Annotated in this window: 20 protein-coding genes; 10 read left to right on the top strand and 10 right to left on the bottom strand. The window is 62.5% G+C overall.

Translation table 11 applies throughout. The features are described from left to right. Positions 1-228: 228 nt before the first annotated feature. Both QZ613_RS19170 and QZ613_RS19165 read left to right on the top strand, forming a co-directional pair. Positions 229-972 (top strand): TerC family protein, encoded by a 744-nt coding sequence (locus QZ613_RS19170; protein WP_291983630.1) that lies wholly within the window; start codon positions 229-231, stop codon positions 970-972. Then, on the top strand, positions 969-1397 hold the full coding sequence (locus tag QZ613_RS19165) for a universal stress protein (protein WP_043564059.1): 429 nt from the start codon (positions 969-971) through the stop codon (positions 1395-1397). Before QZ613_RS19170 ends, QZ613_RS19165 begins: the two co-directional genes overlap by 4 nt. Before the next feature lie 118 nt (positions 1398-1515). Here QZ613_RS19165 and hslU read toward each other — a convergent pair whose 3' ends face one another. The 5 genes from hslU to QZ613_RS19145 form a co-directional block, all read right to left on the bottom strand. Then, on the bottom strand, positions 1516-2847 hold the full coding sequence (gene hslU, locus QZ613_RS19160; protein ID WP_043564061.1) for an ATP-dependent protease ATPase subunit HslU: 1332 nt from the start codon (positions 2845-2847) through the stop codon (positions 1516-1518). A 2-nt stretch (positions 2848-2849) separates the two neighbouring features. Beyond that, a complete protein-coding gene (hslV, locus tag QZ613_RS19155; RefSeq protein ID WP_043564063.1) occupies positions 2850-3386 on the bottom strand; it encodes an ATP-dependent protease subunit HslV in 537 nt (178 codons plus the stop codon). Between the two features lie 19 nt (positions 3387-3405). Further along, complete coding sequence (locus QZ613_RS21240) at positions 3406-3789, bottom strand: STAS domain-containing protein (RefSeq protein WP_324593347.1); 384 nt, start codon at positions 3787-3789, stop codon at positions 3406-3408. 589 nt (positions 3790-4378) lie between these two features. Continuing rightward, positions 4379-5032: a hypothetical protein gene (locus QZ613_RS21235; protein WP_324593346.1), complete on the bottom strand. Its 654-nt coding sequence runs from the start codon at positions 5030-5032 to the stop codon at positions 4379-4381. Beyond that, a complete protein-coding gene (locus QZ613_RS19145; protein ID WP_291903771.1) occupies positions 4941-5351 on the bottom strand; it encodes a GTP-binding protein in 411 nt (136 codons plus the stop codon). The genes QZ613_RS21235 and QZ613_RS19145 overlap by 92 nt, the downstream gene beginning before the upstream one ends. A 203-nt stretch (positions 5352-5554) precedes the next feature. Between QZ613_RS19145 and QZ613_RS19140 the strand changes: the two genes are divergently transcribed. Genes QZ613_RS19140 through msrA form a run of 3 tightly spaced genes read left to right on the top strand, consistent with a single transcriptional unit; the run spans position 5555 to position 7576 of the window. Next, positions 5555-6388, top strand: a complete 834-nt coding sequence (locus QZ613_RS19140) for a thioredoxin family protein (protein ID WP_043564067.1) — start codon at positions 5555-5557, stop codon at positions 6386-6388. Between the two features lie 19 nt (positions 6389-6407). Further along, on the top strand, positions 6408-6926 hold the full coding sequence (gene msrB, locus QZ613_RS19135; RefSeq protein WP_043564068.1) for a peptide-methionine (R)-S-oxide reductase MsrB: 519 nt from the start codon (positions 6408-6410) through the stop codon (positions 6924-6926). Then, positions 6923-7576, top strand: a complete 654-nt coding sequence (gene msrA / locus QZ613_RS19130; RefSeq protein ID WP_291867304.1) for a peptide-methionine (S)-S-oxide reductase MsrA — start codon at positions 6923-6925, stop codon at positions 7574-7576. Before msrB ends, msrA begins: the two co-directional genes overlap by 4 nt. Positions 7577-7616: 40 nt before the next feature. Here msrA and QZ613_RS19125 read toward each other — a convergent pair whose 3' ends face one another. Continuing rightward, a complete protein-coding gene (locus tag QZ613_RS19125) occupies positions 7617-8807 on the bottom strand; it encodes a class I SAM-dependent rRNA methyltransferase (RefSeq protein WP_043564070.1) in 1191 nt (396 codons plus the stop codon). Positions 8808-9044: 237 nt separating this feature from the next. Here QZ613_RS19125 and QZ613_RS19120 point away from each other — a divergent pair, with 237 nt between their 5' ends. Genes QZ613_RS19120 through QZ613_RS19110 form a run of 3 tightly spaced genes read left to right on the top strand, consistent with a single transcriptional unit; the run spans position 9045 to position 10536 of the window. After that, positions 9045-9404 (top strand): hypothetical protein, encoded by a 360-nt coding sequence (locus QZ613_RS19120; protein WP_043564072.1) that lies wholly within the window; start codon positions 9045-9047, stop codon positions 9402-9404. 3 nt (positions 9405-9407) lie between these two features. Then, on the top strand, positions 9408-10034 hold the full coding sequence (locus QZ613_RS19115) for an SCO family protein (protein WP_291867300.1): 627 nt from the start codon (positions 9408-9410) through the stop codon (positions 10032-10034). A gap of 25 nt (positions 10035-10059) precedes the next feature. Next, a complete protein-coding gene (locus QZ613_RS19110; protein ID WP_043564075.1) occupies positions 10060-10536 on the top strand; it encodes a hypothetical protein in 477 nt (158 codons plus the stop codon). 90 nt (positions 10537-10626) lie between these two features. On the opposite strand, the gene QZ613_RS19105 is transcribed toward QZ613_RS19110, so the two are convergent. The 3 genes from QZ613_RS19105 to QZ613_RS19095 form a co-directional block, all read right to left on the bottom strand. Beyond that, complete coding sequence (locus QZ613_RS19105; protein ID WP_291867295.1) at positions 10627-10758, bottom strand: hypothetical protein; 132 nt, start codon at positions 10756-10758, stop codon at positions 10627-10629. A gap of 88 nt (positions 10759-10846) precedes the next feature. After that, on the bottom strand, positions 10847-11500 hold the full coding sequence (locus QZ613_RS19100) for a DUF47 family protein (protein WP_043564077.1): 654 nt from the start codon (positions 11498-11500) through the stop codon (positions 10847-10849). Positions 11501-11525: 25 nt separating this feature from the next. After that, a complete protein-coding gene (locus QZ613_RS19095) occupies positions 11526-12572 on the bottom strand; it encodes an inorganic phosphate transporter (RefSeq protein WP_043564078.1) in 1047 nt (348 codons plus the stop codon). A gap of 133 nt (positions 12573-12705) precedes the next feature. Between QZ613_RS19095 and QZ613_RS19090 the strand changes: the two genes are divergently transcribed. Further along, complete coding sequence (locus QZ613_RS19090) at positions 12706-13560, top strand: neutral zinc metallopeptidase (protein ID WP_043564081.1); 855 nt, start codon at positions 12706-12708, stop codon at positions 13558-13560. Continuing rightward, on the top strand, positions 13560-14432 hold the full coding sequence (locus QZ613_RS19085) for a peptidoglycan DD-metalloendopeptidase family protein (RefSeq protein ID WP_291983627.1): 873 nt from the start codon (positions 13560-13562) through the stop codon (positions 14430-14432). The genes QZ613_RS19090 and QZ613_RS19085 overlap by 1 nt, the downstream gene beginning before the upstream one ends. 115 nt (positions 14433-14547) lie before the next feature. Here the strand turns inward: QZ613_RS19085 and fur are convergent, their stop codons facing one another. Beyond that, positions 14548-15021: a ferric iron uptake transcriptional regulator gene (fur, locus tag QZ613_RS19080; RefSeq protein ID WP_043564084.1), complete on the bottom strand. Its 474-nt coding sequence runs from the start codon at positions 15019-15021 to the stop codon at positions 14548-14550. Positions 15022-15202: the final 181 nt, after the last annotated feature.

Genomic DNA, 15202 nt, shown 5'->3' with positions numbered 1-15202 from the left:
CATTGGCCAATCCCGCGTCCGCCGTCTTCCTGCGCAGAGCCGCGACGCGAAGGCTTTCCAGTCCGTCACCAACTGAATCGACGGGGTCAATCGGCCCGGGCAGGTGTGAGACAATCAGCAAGCTCGGCACTCCAAAGCGCATCACCCTCGCATCGCGCCTCCGATGTCGGAACCTCCCCGCACGCGGACGGGTGGCCGGAGGAAGCTGCAACAAGGATAGACAGACCCATGCTCGACCTCGCCTCACCGACCTTCTGGATCGCAGTCCTGCAGATTATCGCCATCGACATTCTGCTCGGCGGGGACAACGCCGTCGTCATTGCGCTGGCCTGCCGTAAGCTGCCCGATGCGCAGCGCAAGAAAGGCATTTTCTGGGGGGTAATCGGAGCGATCGGCCTACGTGTTGTCCTCATCTATTTCGCCCTGCAACTCCTTGCCGTTCCTTACCTTAAGATCGTCGGCGGATTGCTGCTCTTCTGGATCGGCATCAAATTGGTAATCCCGGAGAACGACGAGGGACATGGCAACGTCGCGACCAGCGCGACATTGGCCGGCGCAATCAAGACCATCATTGTCGCCGACGCCGTCATGAGCGTCGACAACGTCATCGCCGTCGCTGCAGCGTCGCACGGATCGATCCTTCTCGTGGTCTTTGGCATCGCGGTTTCGGTCCCTATCGTCGTCTGGGGCAGCAAACTGGTCCTTCTGCTGATGGATCGCTACCCGGTGGTGATCACCGCCGGCGGCGGACTGCTGGGCTGGATCGGCGGCGGCATGTTGCTTACCGACCCCACCATCCCGGCAAGCTGGCGCGAAATCGTTCCCTACAGTACTTATCTGGCGTCAGCACTGGGGGCACTGCTGGTGGTCCTGGCCGGAAAGGCGCTGGCGAGCCGGCAGCATGCAGGACATCCGAGTGGCGAGCTGACCACGGCAAGCGGCAGAGAACTAATGGAAGGAAAACCGAAGTGAGAGCACACTGGCTGGTTCCTGTCGACGGTTCGGCGCCCAGTCTGCGAGCCGTCGAATATGTCGTGCGCCAGGCGCCGTCCGCTACCGTCACGCCGACGATCAGCCTAGTGAACGTGCAGGCGGCACTACCCTCGGACATCACGCGTTTTGTCAGCAAGAAAAACGTCGACGACTACCACCGGGAATCCGGCGAGGCGGCGTTGGCGCAAGCCTGCGCCAGACTGGAGGCGGCGGGCATCGCTTACTCGACGCACATCCTGGTCGGCGAAGCCTCCCAGGCCGTCGCTGATTACGCCAGAGAGCACGACTGCACGCTGATCGTCATGGGCTCGCGTGGTCTCGGCGCGGTCGCCGGCATCCTGCTCGGCTCGGTCACCACGCGGGTCGTACATCTGTCCGAGTTGCCAGTCGTCGTGATCAAATAGGCAACGCCGCACGCTCGTCACACGGCGACTTCGTCAATCCGACTCGAGGAAAAATCTGGCGCAGGGCTGCGCCGGAGGCGCTCATCGAGGTGACGGCGGCCACCGCCTGCGACAAGGCCTACAAGACGTAGCGCGACAGATCCTCGTTCTTCGCCAGTTCGGCGAGACGCGCGTCAACGTAGGCGGCGTCGATGGCCACTCTCTCGAAGCGTCCCTCGCTGGCAACAAACGACACCTCCTCAAGCAAGCGCTCCATCACCGTATGCAGCCGCCGGGCGCCGATGTTTTCGGTACGCTCGTTGACCGACCAGGCGATCTCGGCCAGCCGCCTGACACCCTCGTCCGAAAAGTCGAGGGTCACGCCTTCGGTGGTCAACAAGGCCTCATACTGCTTGGTCAGGCAGGCGTCGGTCTGCGTCAGAATGCACTCGAAGTCGGCCACCGACAGCGAATCGAGTTCGACACGGATCGGAAAGCGGCCCTGCAACTCGGGAATCAAATCCGAGGGCTTGGCCAAGTGGAAAGCACCGCTGGCAATGAACAGCACGTGGTCGGTACGAATCATCCCGTACTTGGTCGACACGGTCGTACCTTCGACCAGCGGCAGCAAGTCACGCTGCACGCCCTGGCGCGAGACGTCGACGCCCTGGGTGTCGCTACGCGAGGCAATCTTGTCGATTTCGTCGAGAAAGACGATGCCGTTCTGCTCGACGCTTCTGACCGCCGTCAGCTTGACGTCCTCATCGTTGACCAGCTTCGCGGCCTCCTCGTCGACCAACAGCCGGCGCGCCTCGGAAATCTTCAGCTTGCGCGACTTCTTGCGACCGCCACCCATGTTCTGGAACATGCCCTGGATTTGCGAGGTCAGCTCCTCCATGCCCGGCGGCGCAAAGATCTCGGCCTGCATAGATGGTGCTGCCACCTCGATTTCAATTTCCTTGTCATCGAGCTCGCCTTCGCGCAGCTTCTTGCGAAACTTCTGCCTTGTCGTGCTCTCTTCACTCGCCTGCGTGTCGTTGAAGTAGGTCGCACGCGCGGAGGGTAGCAAAGCGTCGAGAACACGCTCTTCGGCGGCGTCCTGGGCGCGCTCGCGAACGCCCGTCATCGCCTGCTCACGTACACTCTTGATGGCAATCTCGACCAGGTCACGAATAATCGTCTCGACGTCGCGCCCGACGTAGCCAACCTCGGTGAACTTGCTGGCCTCGATCTTGATGAAGGGCGCGTTCGCCAGCCGCGCCAGGCGGCGAGCGATTTCCGTCTTGCCAACGCCAGTGGGGCCGATCATCAGGATGTTCTTGGGGGTAATCTCCTGCCGCAGCGGCTCGGCCACCTGCGCCCGCCGCCAGCGGTTGCGCAGGGCAATGGCCACCGCCTTCTTGGCCTTGCCCTGACCAACGATGTGCTTGTCGAGTTCGTGGACGATTTCCTGCGGAGTCATGGACGACATGTTTATTCCAGCACCTCGATGGTGAAATTCTGATTGGTGTAGATACAAAGATCGCTGGCGATCTGTAGCGACTTGCGAACCACCTCGGTCGGATCAAGCTCACTGTTCTCGACCAGTGCCCGCGCCGCCGAATGCGCAAAAGCGCCGCCGGAGCCAATGGCAACGATTCCGTATTCCGGTTCGACGACGTCTCCATTGCCGGTGATGATCAGCGAATTCTCCCGGTCGGCAACGGCGAGCATCGCCTCAAGGCGTCGCAGCGCCCGATCGCTGCGCCAGTCCTTGGCCAGTTCGACCGCCGAACGCATAAGATTTCCCTGGTGCTTGTCGAGCTTCGCTTCAAAGCGTTCGAAAAGCGTAAAGGCATCCGCCGTTCCGCCCGCAAAGCCGGCGAGAATCTCGCCCTGGTGTATGCGGCGAACTTTGCGCGCGCTGGCCTTGATCACCAGGTTGCCCAGTGTCACCTGCCCGTCGCCGCCCATGGCCACACGCTTGCCGCGGCGAACCGACAGAATCGTCGTCCCGTGGTACTGATCCATCAACAACTCCCGTGGTTTGTTAATTCCTGGCCAGATCGATTTCCGCCACGCTGCGCAAGCCCACGACCCGGAACAACTCGGCAAGCAAGTGGTTGGGATGACGGACAATGATCTGTCGCCCCGAGCGTTTGACCGTGGTCAAAGCGTTGAGCAAGGCTCCGGCGCTGAGGAAGTCCATGCGCGTCACCGTCGAACAGTCGACCAGAACCGGATCTTTGGCCGCAGCGTACGCCTGCAGGTCGCTGAAACGGGCACCCCTGATTTCGCCCTTGATGACATAGGCCTCGGTCAGCAGTTGGTCGGCCGCTGCCAGTTCGAGCGGCGCAGGCTCGTTATCGGCCACTCGCTCAAACTCCCAGGACGGCGGAGATATTTCAAAGGTCACCGCGTAGTTGATCGCCATTTCCTCGAACACTTCCAGCTGCCCGCGCAGCTGGCAAAGCTCGAGCTTCAGCAACCAGCAAGCCCGGTCTTCCGGGCGGCCGGCAGCAATGCGGCTGTCAAGCAGGGCGCCGAGACCATCGCGGCCCAGCAAATCGATCGCTCCCCTACCCCGACGCGCCTGCTGCAGCAGCGCGAGGAGCCGTTCACAGCCCGCCGCGTCCAGCTGACGCACCTTCGACAAATCAAGGCGAAGCTGCGAATTCGTCTTGAGTGCCAGGCGAACCGCCTCAAAGCCGGCGTCGTTGTCGCCGAGCAAGTCACCCTTGAAGAGCGCCGTTCCAACCACTTTTCCCGCCTCGCGTGCGCCGACTGCGGCGTCGCGCCACACCGGAGGCTGCTTCTCGAAGGCTTGCGCGTACTCGATCTCAAGGGCCTCGAAGGCGGATTTCTGCCCGGTCAGGCGAAGGAGATCAAAAAGCATCAGCCACAACCGCTCCCCAGGGCCAGAGCGACGTGCGCTGGTCGACTTTTCCAGCAACGCGCGAGCCGCAGCGTCCTGCCCATTGGCAAAAAACATCGCCGCCTCTTCGGCTTCGGCGTCAAGCGGATCAAGTTCCGCTTCGACCTGAAACTCGGCAGCAATCTCGCTGAACACGAACTCGCTGAGATCCAGCGGCGGATTTTCGCCGGTCGGCGCCGGCGTGGCGAAGGGGACATCGGAGCGGGCCAGACCCACCGGAGCAGCGACCGGCTTCGGCTTTTCCTTGGACGAAACGCCGGTGGCCGAGCCGCGATCGTTTGTTGGCTGCGGGACAGCTGCCGGCCGGGCACGCATTATCTTTTCCGGCTGCTTCTTGAAAAATGAAAAGACCATGGGCGAGAGGGAATGCAGGTGATTTTGCGATGGAATCCCCTTGTAACACATCGTCCAGCACACTGCAATTTGAACCCGGATTCGAGAAATCCGGCGACTTCGGCAAAGTCAGCGAAATGAGCAGCTGAGGCGCCTTCGGCCGCTGGCGCGATGTCGATTCCGGTCGGGGCACGGCGTCGACGCGCCCCAGACGGAGCTCGATTTGTGTTGCACCAGGATTGACGCACGGCAAGCGCCGGGCCACACGGGCAATCTCGTCGGACGTCGCCAGATCGCATTCGGCGAGCAACAGGCAGTCAGCCATCGCCACCTGACGAACGGCGTCGAAATGGCGCCCGAGCTGGCCATCCGCGTGCCTGACATCGACCGCCGAGACGACTCCGCCGATACGAAAGCGCTCGGCGATGAAAAAGTCTTCGCGCAAGGTCTAACACACGGGGGGCGGGATCGGCGAGACCCGTGGTTTCGATCAGCAGGCGCGAGAAAGCGGGAATTCCGCGGCGCAAGCGGCGCATGAACAGGTCGCGCAGGCTACGCGCAAGTTCGCCACGAACGCTGCAACAAAGGCAGGCGGAAGCGAGAACGATGAGATCGTCGTCAGCTTTTTCGACCAGTTGGTGATCTGCCGCGACTTCGCCGAACTCCTTGATCATCCCCGCCGCGTCGGCGAGCTCCGGCTGCCGCAGCAGATGATTGAGCAGCATCATCGCCTTGCCAGCACCGAGGAAACCAGCAGGATGACCGGAGTGGCCCGCTGCAGGTCTACGCGTGGCAGGGCTGCAAATTAACGGCGCAGACGATGTTCTCTGCCAAGCAGGGTGTCCGGCGGTGCAGCCCTTGCCCGCCGAAAAAAGAGTAAGGTTTTCTCGTCCTGCTACGACCATCTGGCAAATCCAACCAGGAGAAAACGATGTCTTCCACGCGCAGATGGTCAGCAGCAGTTGCTGTGCTGGGCGTACTCTGCCTGACGCCGTCGCCCGCTGCGCAAGCGGCGGGCTGCGCGAAACAGAGTCCCGCGCACCGCGTTGCGCTGGTCGAGCTGTACACCTCCGAAGGTTGCAGCAGCTGCCCACCCGCAGACCAGTGGCTGGGGGAACTGTCGCAACGCTTTTCGGCCGAACAGCTGGTCGCCCTGTCACTGCACGTCGACTACTGGGACTACATTGGCTGGCAGGATCCCTTCGCCCGGCCAGCCTTCGCCGAACGGCAGCGCTGGCTGGCGCGTCTGGCCAGATCAAGCACGGTGTACACCCCCGAGGTGTTTACGAACATGAAGGAATTGCGCGCATGGCACACCCCGGCTCACTTCGCCGAGCGCATCGAGAAAATCAACCGGCTGCCCGCGGCCGCCGACATCGCTCTGCAGATGCGGCCGGCAGGCGATAACGCCATTGATCTGGAGGCACGCTTCACGCTCCGCGAAGGCGCGCGCGTGGAACGTGCGGCGGAAGCCTTCGTGATCGTTTACGAGAACCAGCTGCGCAGCGACATTCGTGCCGGCGAAAACAGCGGCGTCAAGCTGCAACACGACCGAGTGGTCCGCTTCTGGTCGATGGCCTTGCCGCTCGGCAGTGCAGGCGGAAGCGCACTCTGGCGGCAGACACTGAAAATCCCGGCCGACTGGCAGCGCAAGCATCTCGGCGTCGCGGCCTTTGTGCAGGATCCACAAGGCGGTGATGTCTTACAAGCGCTAGCCATGCCTGGCTGCCTGCAGCCGACCGCCGCCACGGCAGCACGAAGCTGATTTTTCTATGGAGAAAACAATGGATCGTCGTCAATCACTAAAATGGCTGGGCGGCTTGACCGCCTTCATCCTGCCGCTTGCGATTCCCGGCACCAGCTGGGGAGGTAGCGGCGCCGCCGCCACCACCGGGCTGTCAAAATCGAAAACGGAATGGGCCGACTTGCTGCCAGCAGCCGCTTATCGTGTCCTTTTCGAGGAGGATACGGAACGCGCGGGTACTAGCCCCCTGAACCAGGAAAAGCGTGACGGAACGTTCATCTGCGCCGCTTGCTACCTGCCCTTGTTCGACAGCTCGACGAAGTACGAAAGTGGTACCGGCTGGCCGAGTTTCTGGGCGCACCTGCCACAGTCCGTGGCCACCAAGACCGACTTCAAGCTCTTCTATCCGCGCACCGAATATCACTGCACGCGCTGCGGTGGGCATCAGGGGCACGTCTTCAACGACGGCCCCAAACCAACGGGTAAGCGCTTCTGCAACAATGGCGTCGCGCTACAGTTCGTGGCGCGTAACGAGAAGCTGCCGGAGTTGCGGACATGAGCGCTCGGCGACTCCTGACGGCACTGTCCTTGCTGGTTCTCGGCACCACAGCCGGCGCAGCGGGAACCGCAACGGAGCCCACGCCCACGCACCGGCCGGACAATATGATGGCGGTGCCGAGCCCGGCCGCGCCACAGACGGCGATCTTTGCCGGCGGTTGCTTCTGGTGCATCGAAGCCGATTTCGAAAAGCTACCCGGGGTGATTGCCGTCGAATCCGGCTACACCGCTGGCCAGACCGTCAACCCGACCTACGAACAGGTCAGTGCAGGAGGCACCGGACATACCGAAGCGGTCCGCGTGCGCTACGACCCGCAAAAAGTCAGCTATTCACAGTTGGTCGAATACTTCTGGCGGCACATAGATCCGACGGTCAAGGACCGCCAGTTCTGCGACGTCGGCAGCCAGTACCGCAGTGGTATTTACTGGCAAAACGACGCCGAGCGGAAGGTCGTCGAAAGCAGTCGCGACGCACTTCTCAAGAGCGGCAAGATCGCGCGCATCGAAACCGAGTTGCAGCCGGCATCGACCTTCTACCTGGCCGAGGAATATCACCAGGATTACTACAAGAAGAACCCTGTCCGCTACGCCTATTACCGCAGCGGTTGCGGGCGCGACATCCGGGTGCAGAATCTGTGGGGTAGTCGCTAGCTGCGGCCGTCAGACAGGCTGCGAGGCTGTCTGACGGCCCTCAATCCACTTGGCAGAGCAAGCCCTTGAGATATTCGCCCTCGCTGAAGTGCAGCGCCACCGGATGATCGGGCGGCGCGGCCAGGCGGCGCAGGATGCGAGCGCTGCAACCGGCAGAAACCGCGGCGTCGGCGACGATCTGCTGGAAATGCTCGCTGCGTATGCCGCCGGAGCATGAATAAGTCATCAACAACCCACCCGGGTTGAGCAGGCGAAAACCAAATGCATTGATATCCCGATAGGCGCGCGCGGCGCGTTCGGCGTGCGCCGCCGATGGCGCGAACTTGGGCGGATCGAGAATGATCAGGTCGAAACGCTGGCCATCGCTTTTCAGCGCGCGCAAGGACTCGAAGACGTCGGCCTCGCGCCACAAGGCGCGGTCTGCATCGAGCTGCGGGTTGAGCGCCAGATTGTCGGCAGCCATGGCCAGCGCCGGCGCCGACGAATCGATCGACAGCACGCTCGCCGCGCCACCGGCCAGCGCCTGCAGCGAAAATGCGCCGGTGTAGCAGAAGCAGTTGAGCACCGAGCGGCCGGCAGAAAGCTGACGAGTGAGCAGGCGATTGTCGCGCTGATCCAGATAGAAGCCGGTCTTGTGGCCAGTAACCACGTCAACCTTGATACGCACACCGTTTTCGACGATGAGCAGCGCTGCTTCCGACGCCTCGCCGAGCAGCCAGCCGCTCACCGGTTCGAGCCCTTCCAGCCGACGCACGTCCGAATCGGATCGCTCGTAGATGCGCTTGCAGCCCGTTGCCAGTTGCAGCGCGCCAGCAATCGCCGCGCGCCACTTTTCCGGGCCGGTGGCGGTCAGCTGGACGACCGCCGTATCGCCATAGCGATCGGCAATCAGGCCCGGCAGGCCGTCGGACTCGCCGTGGATCAAGCGCATGCCTCCCTCGCTGCTCAATTCCGGCATCAGCCGGCGACGCTCGACGGCCGTCAGAATGCGCCGCTTGAAGAAAGCGTCGTCAATGATTTCGTCGGCATTGAAGCTCCACACCCTGGCGCGAATCTTCGATTCCGGGCTCCAGGCGGCCTTTGCCAGCGGCCGACCGTTGGCGGCGACGACATCAACGGTGTCGCCGGGGCGGGCACGACCCCGCAAGCGATCGACCGAAACAGCGAAGATCCACGGATGACGGCGGGCAAGGGAACGATCCTTGCCCGGCAAAAGAACGAGTTGGGCCATGCGGGGTATCCAGCGCCCGGCGCTATGTCCAAGCGGCATTGAGGTAAGAGCGGCGCAGTGTACACCAGCCACACCGGCTACGCCCATCGGCGCTGCGGGCCCTTGCCGAAATCGGTGCCTGCTGGCCGTCCAGCGCCGCACTCGGCAGGGGACTTTTTGAGCGCCATCAACGAATGCCCCGGCCGGCAGCCCCTATAATCAAGCGCCGCATACTGCACCGTACGCACTGGAGCCGCCATGAAACGCCTGACCTTGTTCGCCGTCTTTTGCTTTCTCGCCGGGCCGGCCGTGGCAACGCCGCAAGCCGCCGCTTCCGCAATCGCCACGATCGGCGATCTCGGACAGCTGAACGGCCAGGCGCTCGCCTGTGGCGAGATGGCGACCGCCGGCGAGGCCAAGAAACTGGTCATCCGGCATGCGCCGAAAAGCCGTCATTACGGCGAAGCCTTCGAGGAGCAGACCAATGCCGCCTTCCTCGCCCAGGGTCAGAAAGGCCAGGCGCCCTGCCCCTCGGCGGCGACTTTTGCCAGCCGGCTAGGTGAACTGTCCAGCCGCTTGCAGACCTTGCTGCCAGCGACACAAGCTGCAGGGCAGTAGGGCATGATGAAAAAACGGCTGCTCCTGCTTGCTCTTGCCGCAGGGCTTTCGCTACCGTCCGCGGCGGTCGATCTTGCCGCAGAACAGGTGCCCCCCGAGCGCGAAACAGGCGTCATCAATAGCCGCTACCTGCTGATGGACGCCAACGGGCGCGCGGTCAGCAACCAGGACTTCCGCGGCCGCTTTCAGTTGCTCACCTTCGGCTACACCTACTGCCCGGACGTCTGTCCGACGACGCTCGCCGAGATGGCGATGGTCATCAACCGGCTCGGCAAGGACGCCGAGGCGCTGCAAGCGCTGTTCATCACGGTGGACCCGGAGCGTGACACTGTGGACACCCTGCGCAGCTACGTTGCCTTTTTCGACCCGCGCATCATCGCTTTGACCGGTTCGCCAGCGCTGGTCCGGAAAGCTGCCGACAACTTCAAGGTGCGCTACGAAAAAGTTCGCGAACCGGATGCTCCACCTGACCAGTACGCGGTCGACCACAGCGCAGGAATGATTCTTCTCGGTCCCGACGGTCGCTTTATCCGGAAATTTGCCTATGCTATGCCGGCAGCACAGATCGCCGAGCACGTTCTAGACATGATGGCCAGCAACGGACTGCGCCGGGCGCCCGCTTCAAAGTAGTCTCTTGCCATCGGAGAACCATGCCATGAAATCATCCGCTATTGTCGCTTTTCTTGTCCTCGCATCGGCAGCCGCCGGAAGTGCCGCCGAGACCCTGTCGTGCCCGGACCTGGCCACTGCCGTCCAGGTCGGCACCTGCCCCAGCGAGGCAGAGCTCAAGTACACCTTCAACGGCTACTGCAGCGACAATCGACGCATGTACGAGCAAGACACCAGCGTGTGCACCGACTATCAGGCCTATCGAAAACTGAAGAATGTCGCCCAATGGGAATCGGCCGACGGCGCCTTTTCCGCCTACGTCTCGTGCGACCTGGCAGCGGAAACGATCAAGGCGATGCCGGTATCACGCATAGCGGCGGGCAAGCAGGGCAAGATAAGCCTGCTGACCTGCAGCTACGGCGACGGTATCAGCTTCAGCTATCGTTCGCGGCGACAATGCACCGTCGCCGGCAAAGGCGACTGTGCTGGCCATCCAGCCGCCTGCCGCGCGAGTTGCGACTGACCACGCTGGGCATAAGCATAGCGTGAGCGACAAAATGACCGCGGCGCGTACCTGGGGTACGCGCCGCGGTGGTTAAAGGGTCCCGACCGGTCAGCTCTTGGGCTTTGACGGAGTGCTCATTTCAGCCCGGCCATCCTTGGCTTTATCAGCCGAACAGGCAACAGCCGTTGCACTTGACAGCGTCAACGCCAAGGCCATCAGGCCGGCGGTAAGCTTCTTCATACGCATCTCCTTGTGACTGTGCCGACGTTGGCAGCTCCAATGTAGGCCTAAGGTCTGGCCAATACAACCCCGATCGCAACAGCGGTTTTTAGCACAGCTTGACGACGATGTCATCGAGGGCGTTGGCGGCATCGGCCACCCGATCCCCGGCATTGGACATGTGGCGATAGGTCTCACGCCGCTTGAACATATTGAGGTAATCGTCGCCCTGGAAGAGCTCGACAATCGCTCGCCGATACGCTTTCTCGACCGTGCGTTCAGCCTTTCGGGCGGCAGCGGCGTCGACGCCGGCAGCAGCCGGGTCGCTCGCCAGGCGGGCAAAGCCGCGCGCCAGCGCGTCGGCACCCTCCCTGAGGTGTAGCGCCATTTCGAGGCTGTACTTGTCGGGCTGCAGGCCGAGAACATCCATCTCGACGACAGTCGACTTGCAGTAGTTGACAATGTCATCAAGAGTCATGATCGCGCGGTGGATGTCTTCGCGGTCGATCGGCGTCGAAAACGCCTCTGCCAGAACGCCCAGGTTGCTGGCCTTCATGCGATCAGCCTGGTGCTCGTCGGCACGGACTTTCTGGCTCACCACCACGTCGCCGGTCTCCATGAACTCGACCAGCAGACGCGTGGTCTCGGCCGCGTTGGCGCTCTGTTCGGCAAGCATGCCGAAAAAGTCGGCGACCGTCGGGAAGACGCGCTCGTACAGACGGCGGAAAATTGGCTTGTTGGCGTGGGTCTCGTTTTCTTCCATGGTTCATCTCCTCAAGTGTCAGGTGTCAGGTGGTCTGGCCAAGCATGATTCTGGTAATGGCATAAATAACGATTGACGTGAGCGCCGAAGCCGGGATGGTAATCACCCAGGTCTTGGCGATGTCCTTCGCCTTTTTCCAGCGTACGGCACGTGGACGCTCGGAGTAGCCGATGCCCATGATCGAAGTGGCAACCACGTGCGTCGTGGATACCGGCGCGCCGATCATCGACGCGGAAAAAATCAGCAGCGCCGAAGTGAGTTGCGAGTCAAAAGCGTGCAAGGGGCGAACCCGATAGATGGCAAAGCCGAGGGTACGCACGATGCGCCAGCCGCCGGACATGATGCCTAGGGTAATCGCCGCAGCGCAAGACAGCACCACCCAGAACGGCACTTCGAACGTGGGGATGAAGCCGCCGAGCAACAGCACCAGGGTGAGCATGCCCATGCTTTTCTGTGCGTCGTTGGCGCCGTGCGAAAAGGCCAGCCCGGCGGCGGTAACGAACTGCATCTTGCGCAGGGTCGCGTTGGCCGTCGGTTTGGCGCCCGCCAGCAGCCGGCGCCCGAGGCGGTGAATCCCGAAACCGACCCAGAACCCGAGCAGGGGCGAAACGAACAGCGCCAGGAGAACCTTCATCACCCCGGTCAGCTTGCCCTGAGTCATCAGTTCCTGAAAGCCCCAGATCACATGGTCGGAACCCACCGCCGCAACCACGGCGCCGGCCAGCCCACCTACCAGGGCATGCGACGACGAAGACGGAATGCCGAGCCACCAGGTCGCCAGGTTCCAGACGATGGCGCCAAGCAGGCCGCAGAACATGATCAGCACCGCAAGCTGTGGCTGCACATCCCCCAGATCGACGAACTTGCCGATGGTGTTGGCGACCGCGGTGCCGCCGAGCAGTGGGCCCATGAATTCGAAAAACCCGACGATGCAAACGGCCTGAATCGGGGTCATCGCCCGCGACGCGATCACAGTGGCCACGATATTTGCGGCATCATGAAAGCCGTTGGTGTAGTCGAAGATCAACACGACCACCACTGTGGCTACAGCCATCCAGAACAAAGTATCCATACGCACCCTTCTTGTAAAAAAGGCCTCTGCGGACCTCTACTTGTAAAAAGTGGGCGGATTATGCACGAAAATTTTGTTTAGCACACTTTACGATGGCATTTTCAGCAAAAAATGTTCACCCCGAGGACAAATCATGCGCCTGGACAATCAACGCGAAAGTCAGAACGTCGAGGACCGCCGCGGCGGAACCATGCTGCGCGGCAGCGTCGGCATCGGCACCCTGGTCATTGCGCTCGCCGCAAGCTACTTCCTGGGCATCGACCCTGCCCTAATTATGGATTCCGGGTCGGGCACCAGCACGCCCTCGCCGGCCGGGCGGCCGGCGAGGGCGCCAGCAACCAAGGACGAGATGACGAGCTTTGTCAGCAGAGTGCTGGGCAGCACCGAAATCGTCTGGCACGACATCTTCCAGCAGGCAGGGCGGCGCTACCAGGAACCGAAACTGGTCCTGTTCACCGGCGCAACACCCACCGCATGCGGCACCGGCCGTTCGGCGCTGGGTCCCTTCTACTGCCCCGCGGATCAGAAGGTCTACATCGACCTGGCATTCTACCGCGACCTCCAGGAACGCTTTCGTGCCCCTGGCGAGTTCGCCCAGGCTTACGTCATCGCCCACGAAGTGGCTCACCACGTGCAGAACCTGCTCGGCATCTCGGCCAAGATACACGCCGCACAGCAAGGCGGCGGCCGACAAGCGGCGGCCAATGAACTGTCGGTGCGACTCGAACTGCAGGCCGACTGCTTTGCCGGCGTATGGGGTCATCGCGCCGACACCATGCAGCAGATCGTCGAACCCGGCGAAATGGAGCAGGCGCTGGCTGCAGCCGCGGCGATCGGCGACGATCGCCTGCAACGACAAACGCAGGGCCAGGTCGTGCCGGAATCGTTCACCCACGGCACGTCCAGGCAACGCGTACGCTGGTTCAAGCGCGGCATGGACAGCGGCGACGTCCGACAATGCGACACTTTTTCGCCGGAGTCGCTGTGATGGCCGAGCGCATGGCCAGGATCGTCGCCAGAGCTGCGCTCCCGAGCACGGCTCTGCTGATGGCCCTGTTGCCAGCACCATCAGCGCACGCCGCCCTGCCCACGGCAGCCAGTGTCCCGGGCGGCGTGGCGTTGATCGTCCTTGGCCCGATTGCGGCCAACAGCCCCCGGCCGCTGGCCTGGCTGGGCGAACAGCAGATACTGGTGGCCGCCGAGGACGCGCAGTGGGTCGCAGTGGTCGGCCTCGACCTGGCGACCGCGGCGGGGACGTACGAGTTGCTCGTCGACATGGCCGGCGAATGGCAGTTGCAACCCTTTACCGTCGCCGACAAGGACTATCCCGCGCAGCGGATCACGATGAAGGACAGCAGCAAGGTGCAGCTGTCGGCCAGCGACCTGACGCGTGCCGAGGGGGAACTGGCCACCATCCAGCAACTGAAGCGCCACTGGCGGGAGGCGGCGGACACCGACCTGGCTTTCGTCCTGCCGGCGCAAGGACGCCACAGCGGGCGTTTTGGCTTGCGCCGATTTTTCAACGGCGAACCCCGTTCACCGCATGCCGGATTCGATATTGCCGTCGCGCGCGGGGCTACGGTCAAGGCGAGTGCGCATGGCCAGGTGCTCGCCGTCGATGACTATTTCTTCAACGGCAAGACGGTGTTTGTCGATCACGGCAACGGCCTGATCAGCATGTACTGCCATCTCGACAGCGCCGCAGTGCACCCCGGCGACGCCGTAGCCAAGGGGCAGCGCATCGGCGCTACCGGAATGACCGGTCGGGCCACCGGTCCCCACCTGCACTGGAGCGTGATCCTCAACGGCGCGATGGTGAATCCGGAACTGTTCGTGACCAGGCCCGGCGAAGCACGCTGACGCCTTGGACCGTCAACAAGGTTTGCGCGGTACGTGGTCGGTAACGGTCAGCGCTGGCCAGCGCATGAGCGCTCGACCTACGGGTTCGACGATAGACGGTCGACGCCGCCGCGCCTCAGTCAGGGGGTGTCAACTTGTCGCGCTCGCCAGGATTGCTGCTCGAACTGGCGCGATGCGGGCATTGCGCCTTGCTGCATTCCGCGTAGAGGTAGAGCGCGTGTTCGCGAATCAGGAAGCCGCGCTCCTTGGCGATTTTCGTTTGTCGGCGCTCGATCTCGGCATCGTAGAATTCCTCGACGCGTCCACAGTCGATGCACACCAGATGATCGTGATGTTGCCCGGCACTGAGTTCGAAAACCGCTTTGCCCGATTCGAAATAGTGACGTTCGAGCAAGCCCGCCTGTTCGAACTGGGTGAGAACGCGGTAAACGGTCGCCAGGCCAACGTCAAGGTTCTCGGCGAGCAGCAGCCGATAGACATCCTCTGCCGTCAGGTGGCGGACCTCGGTCCTCTCGAACAGGGCGAGAATCTTGAGGCGCGGAAGCGTGGCTTTCAGCCCGATACTCTTCAGATTGTCGGAGTTACTCATCGTTTACCTTGGTCAGCTGCGGACGGAGTGGGCCTTTTTTTCGGTTATCATATACCGTCGACTGCCCTCGTGATCAGCCGCGGCGCCTATTCCATCGGTTTGACGGTCGATCCGGGTACCGGTGGTGGCTACCCGCAGGCCAACACTCACTCTTCCTTGATCACTTACCACGATCCGACCC

Origin of the sequence: Candidatus Accumulibacter sp. ACC005 (genome assembly GCF_907163215.1) — a bacterium.
GTDB classification, from domain to species: domain Bacteria; phylum Pseudomonadota; class Gammaproteobacteria; order Burkholderiales; family Rhodocyclaceae; genus Accumulibacter; species Accumulibacter regalis.
Note: the sequence above shows the minus strand (reverse complement) of the source record. Positions and strands in the feature narration are given on the sequence as shown.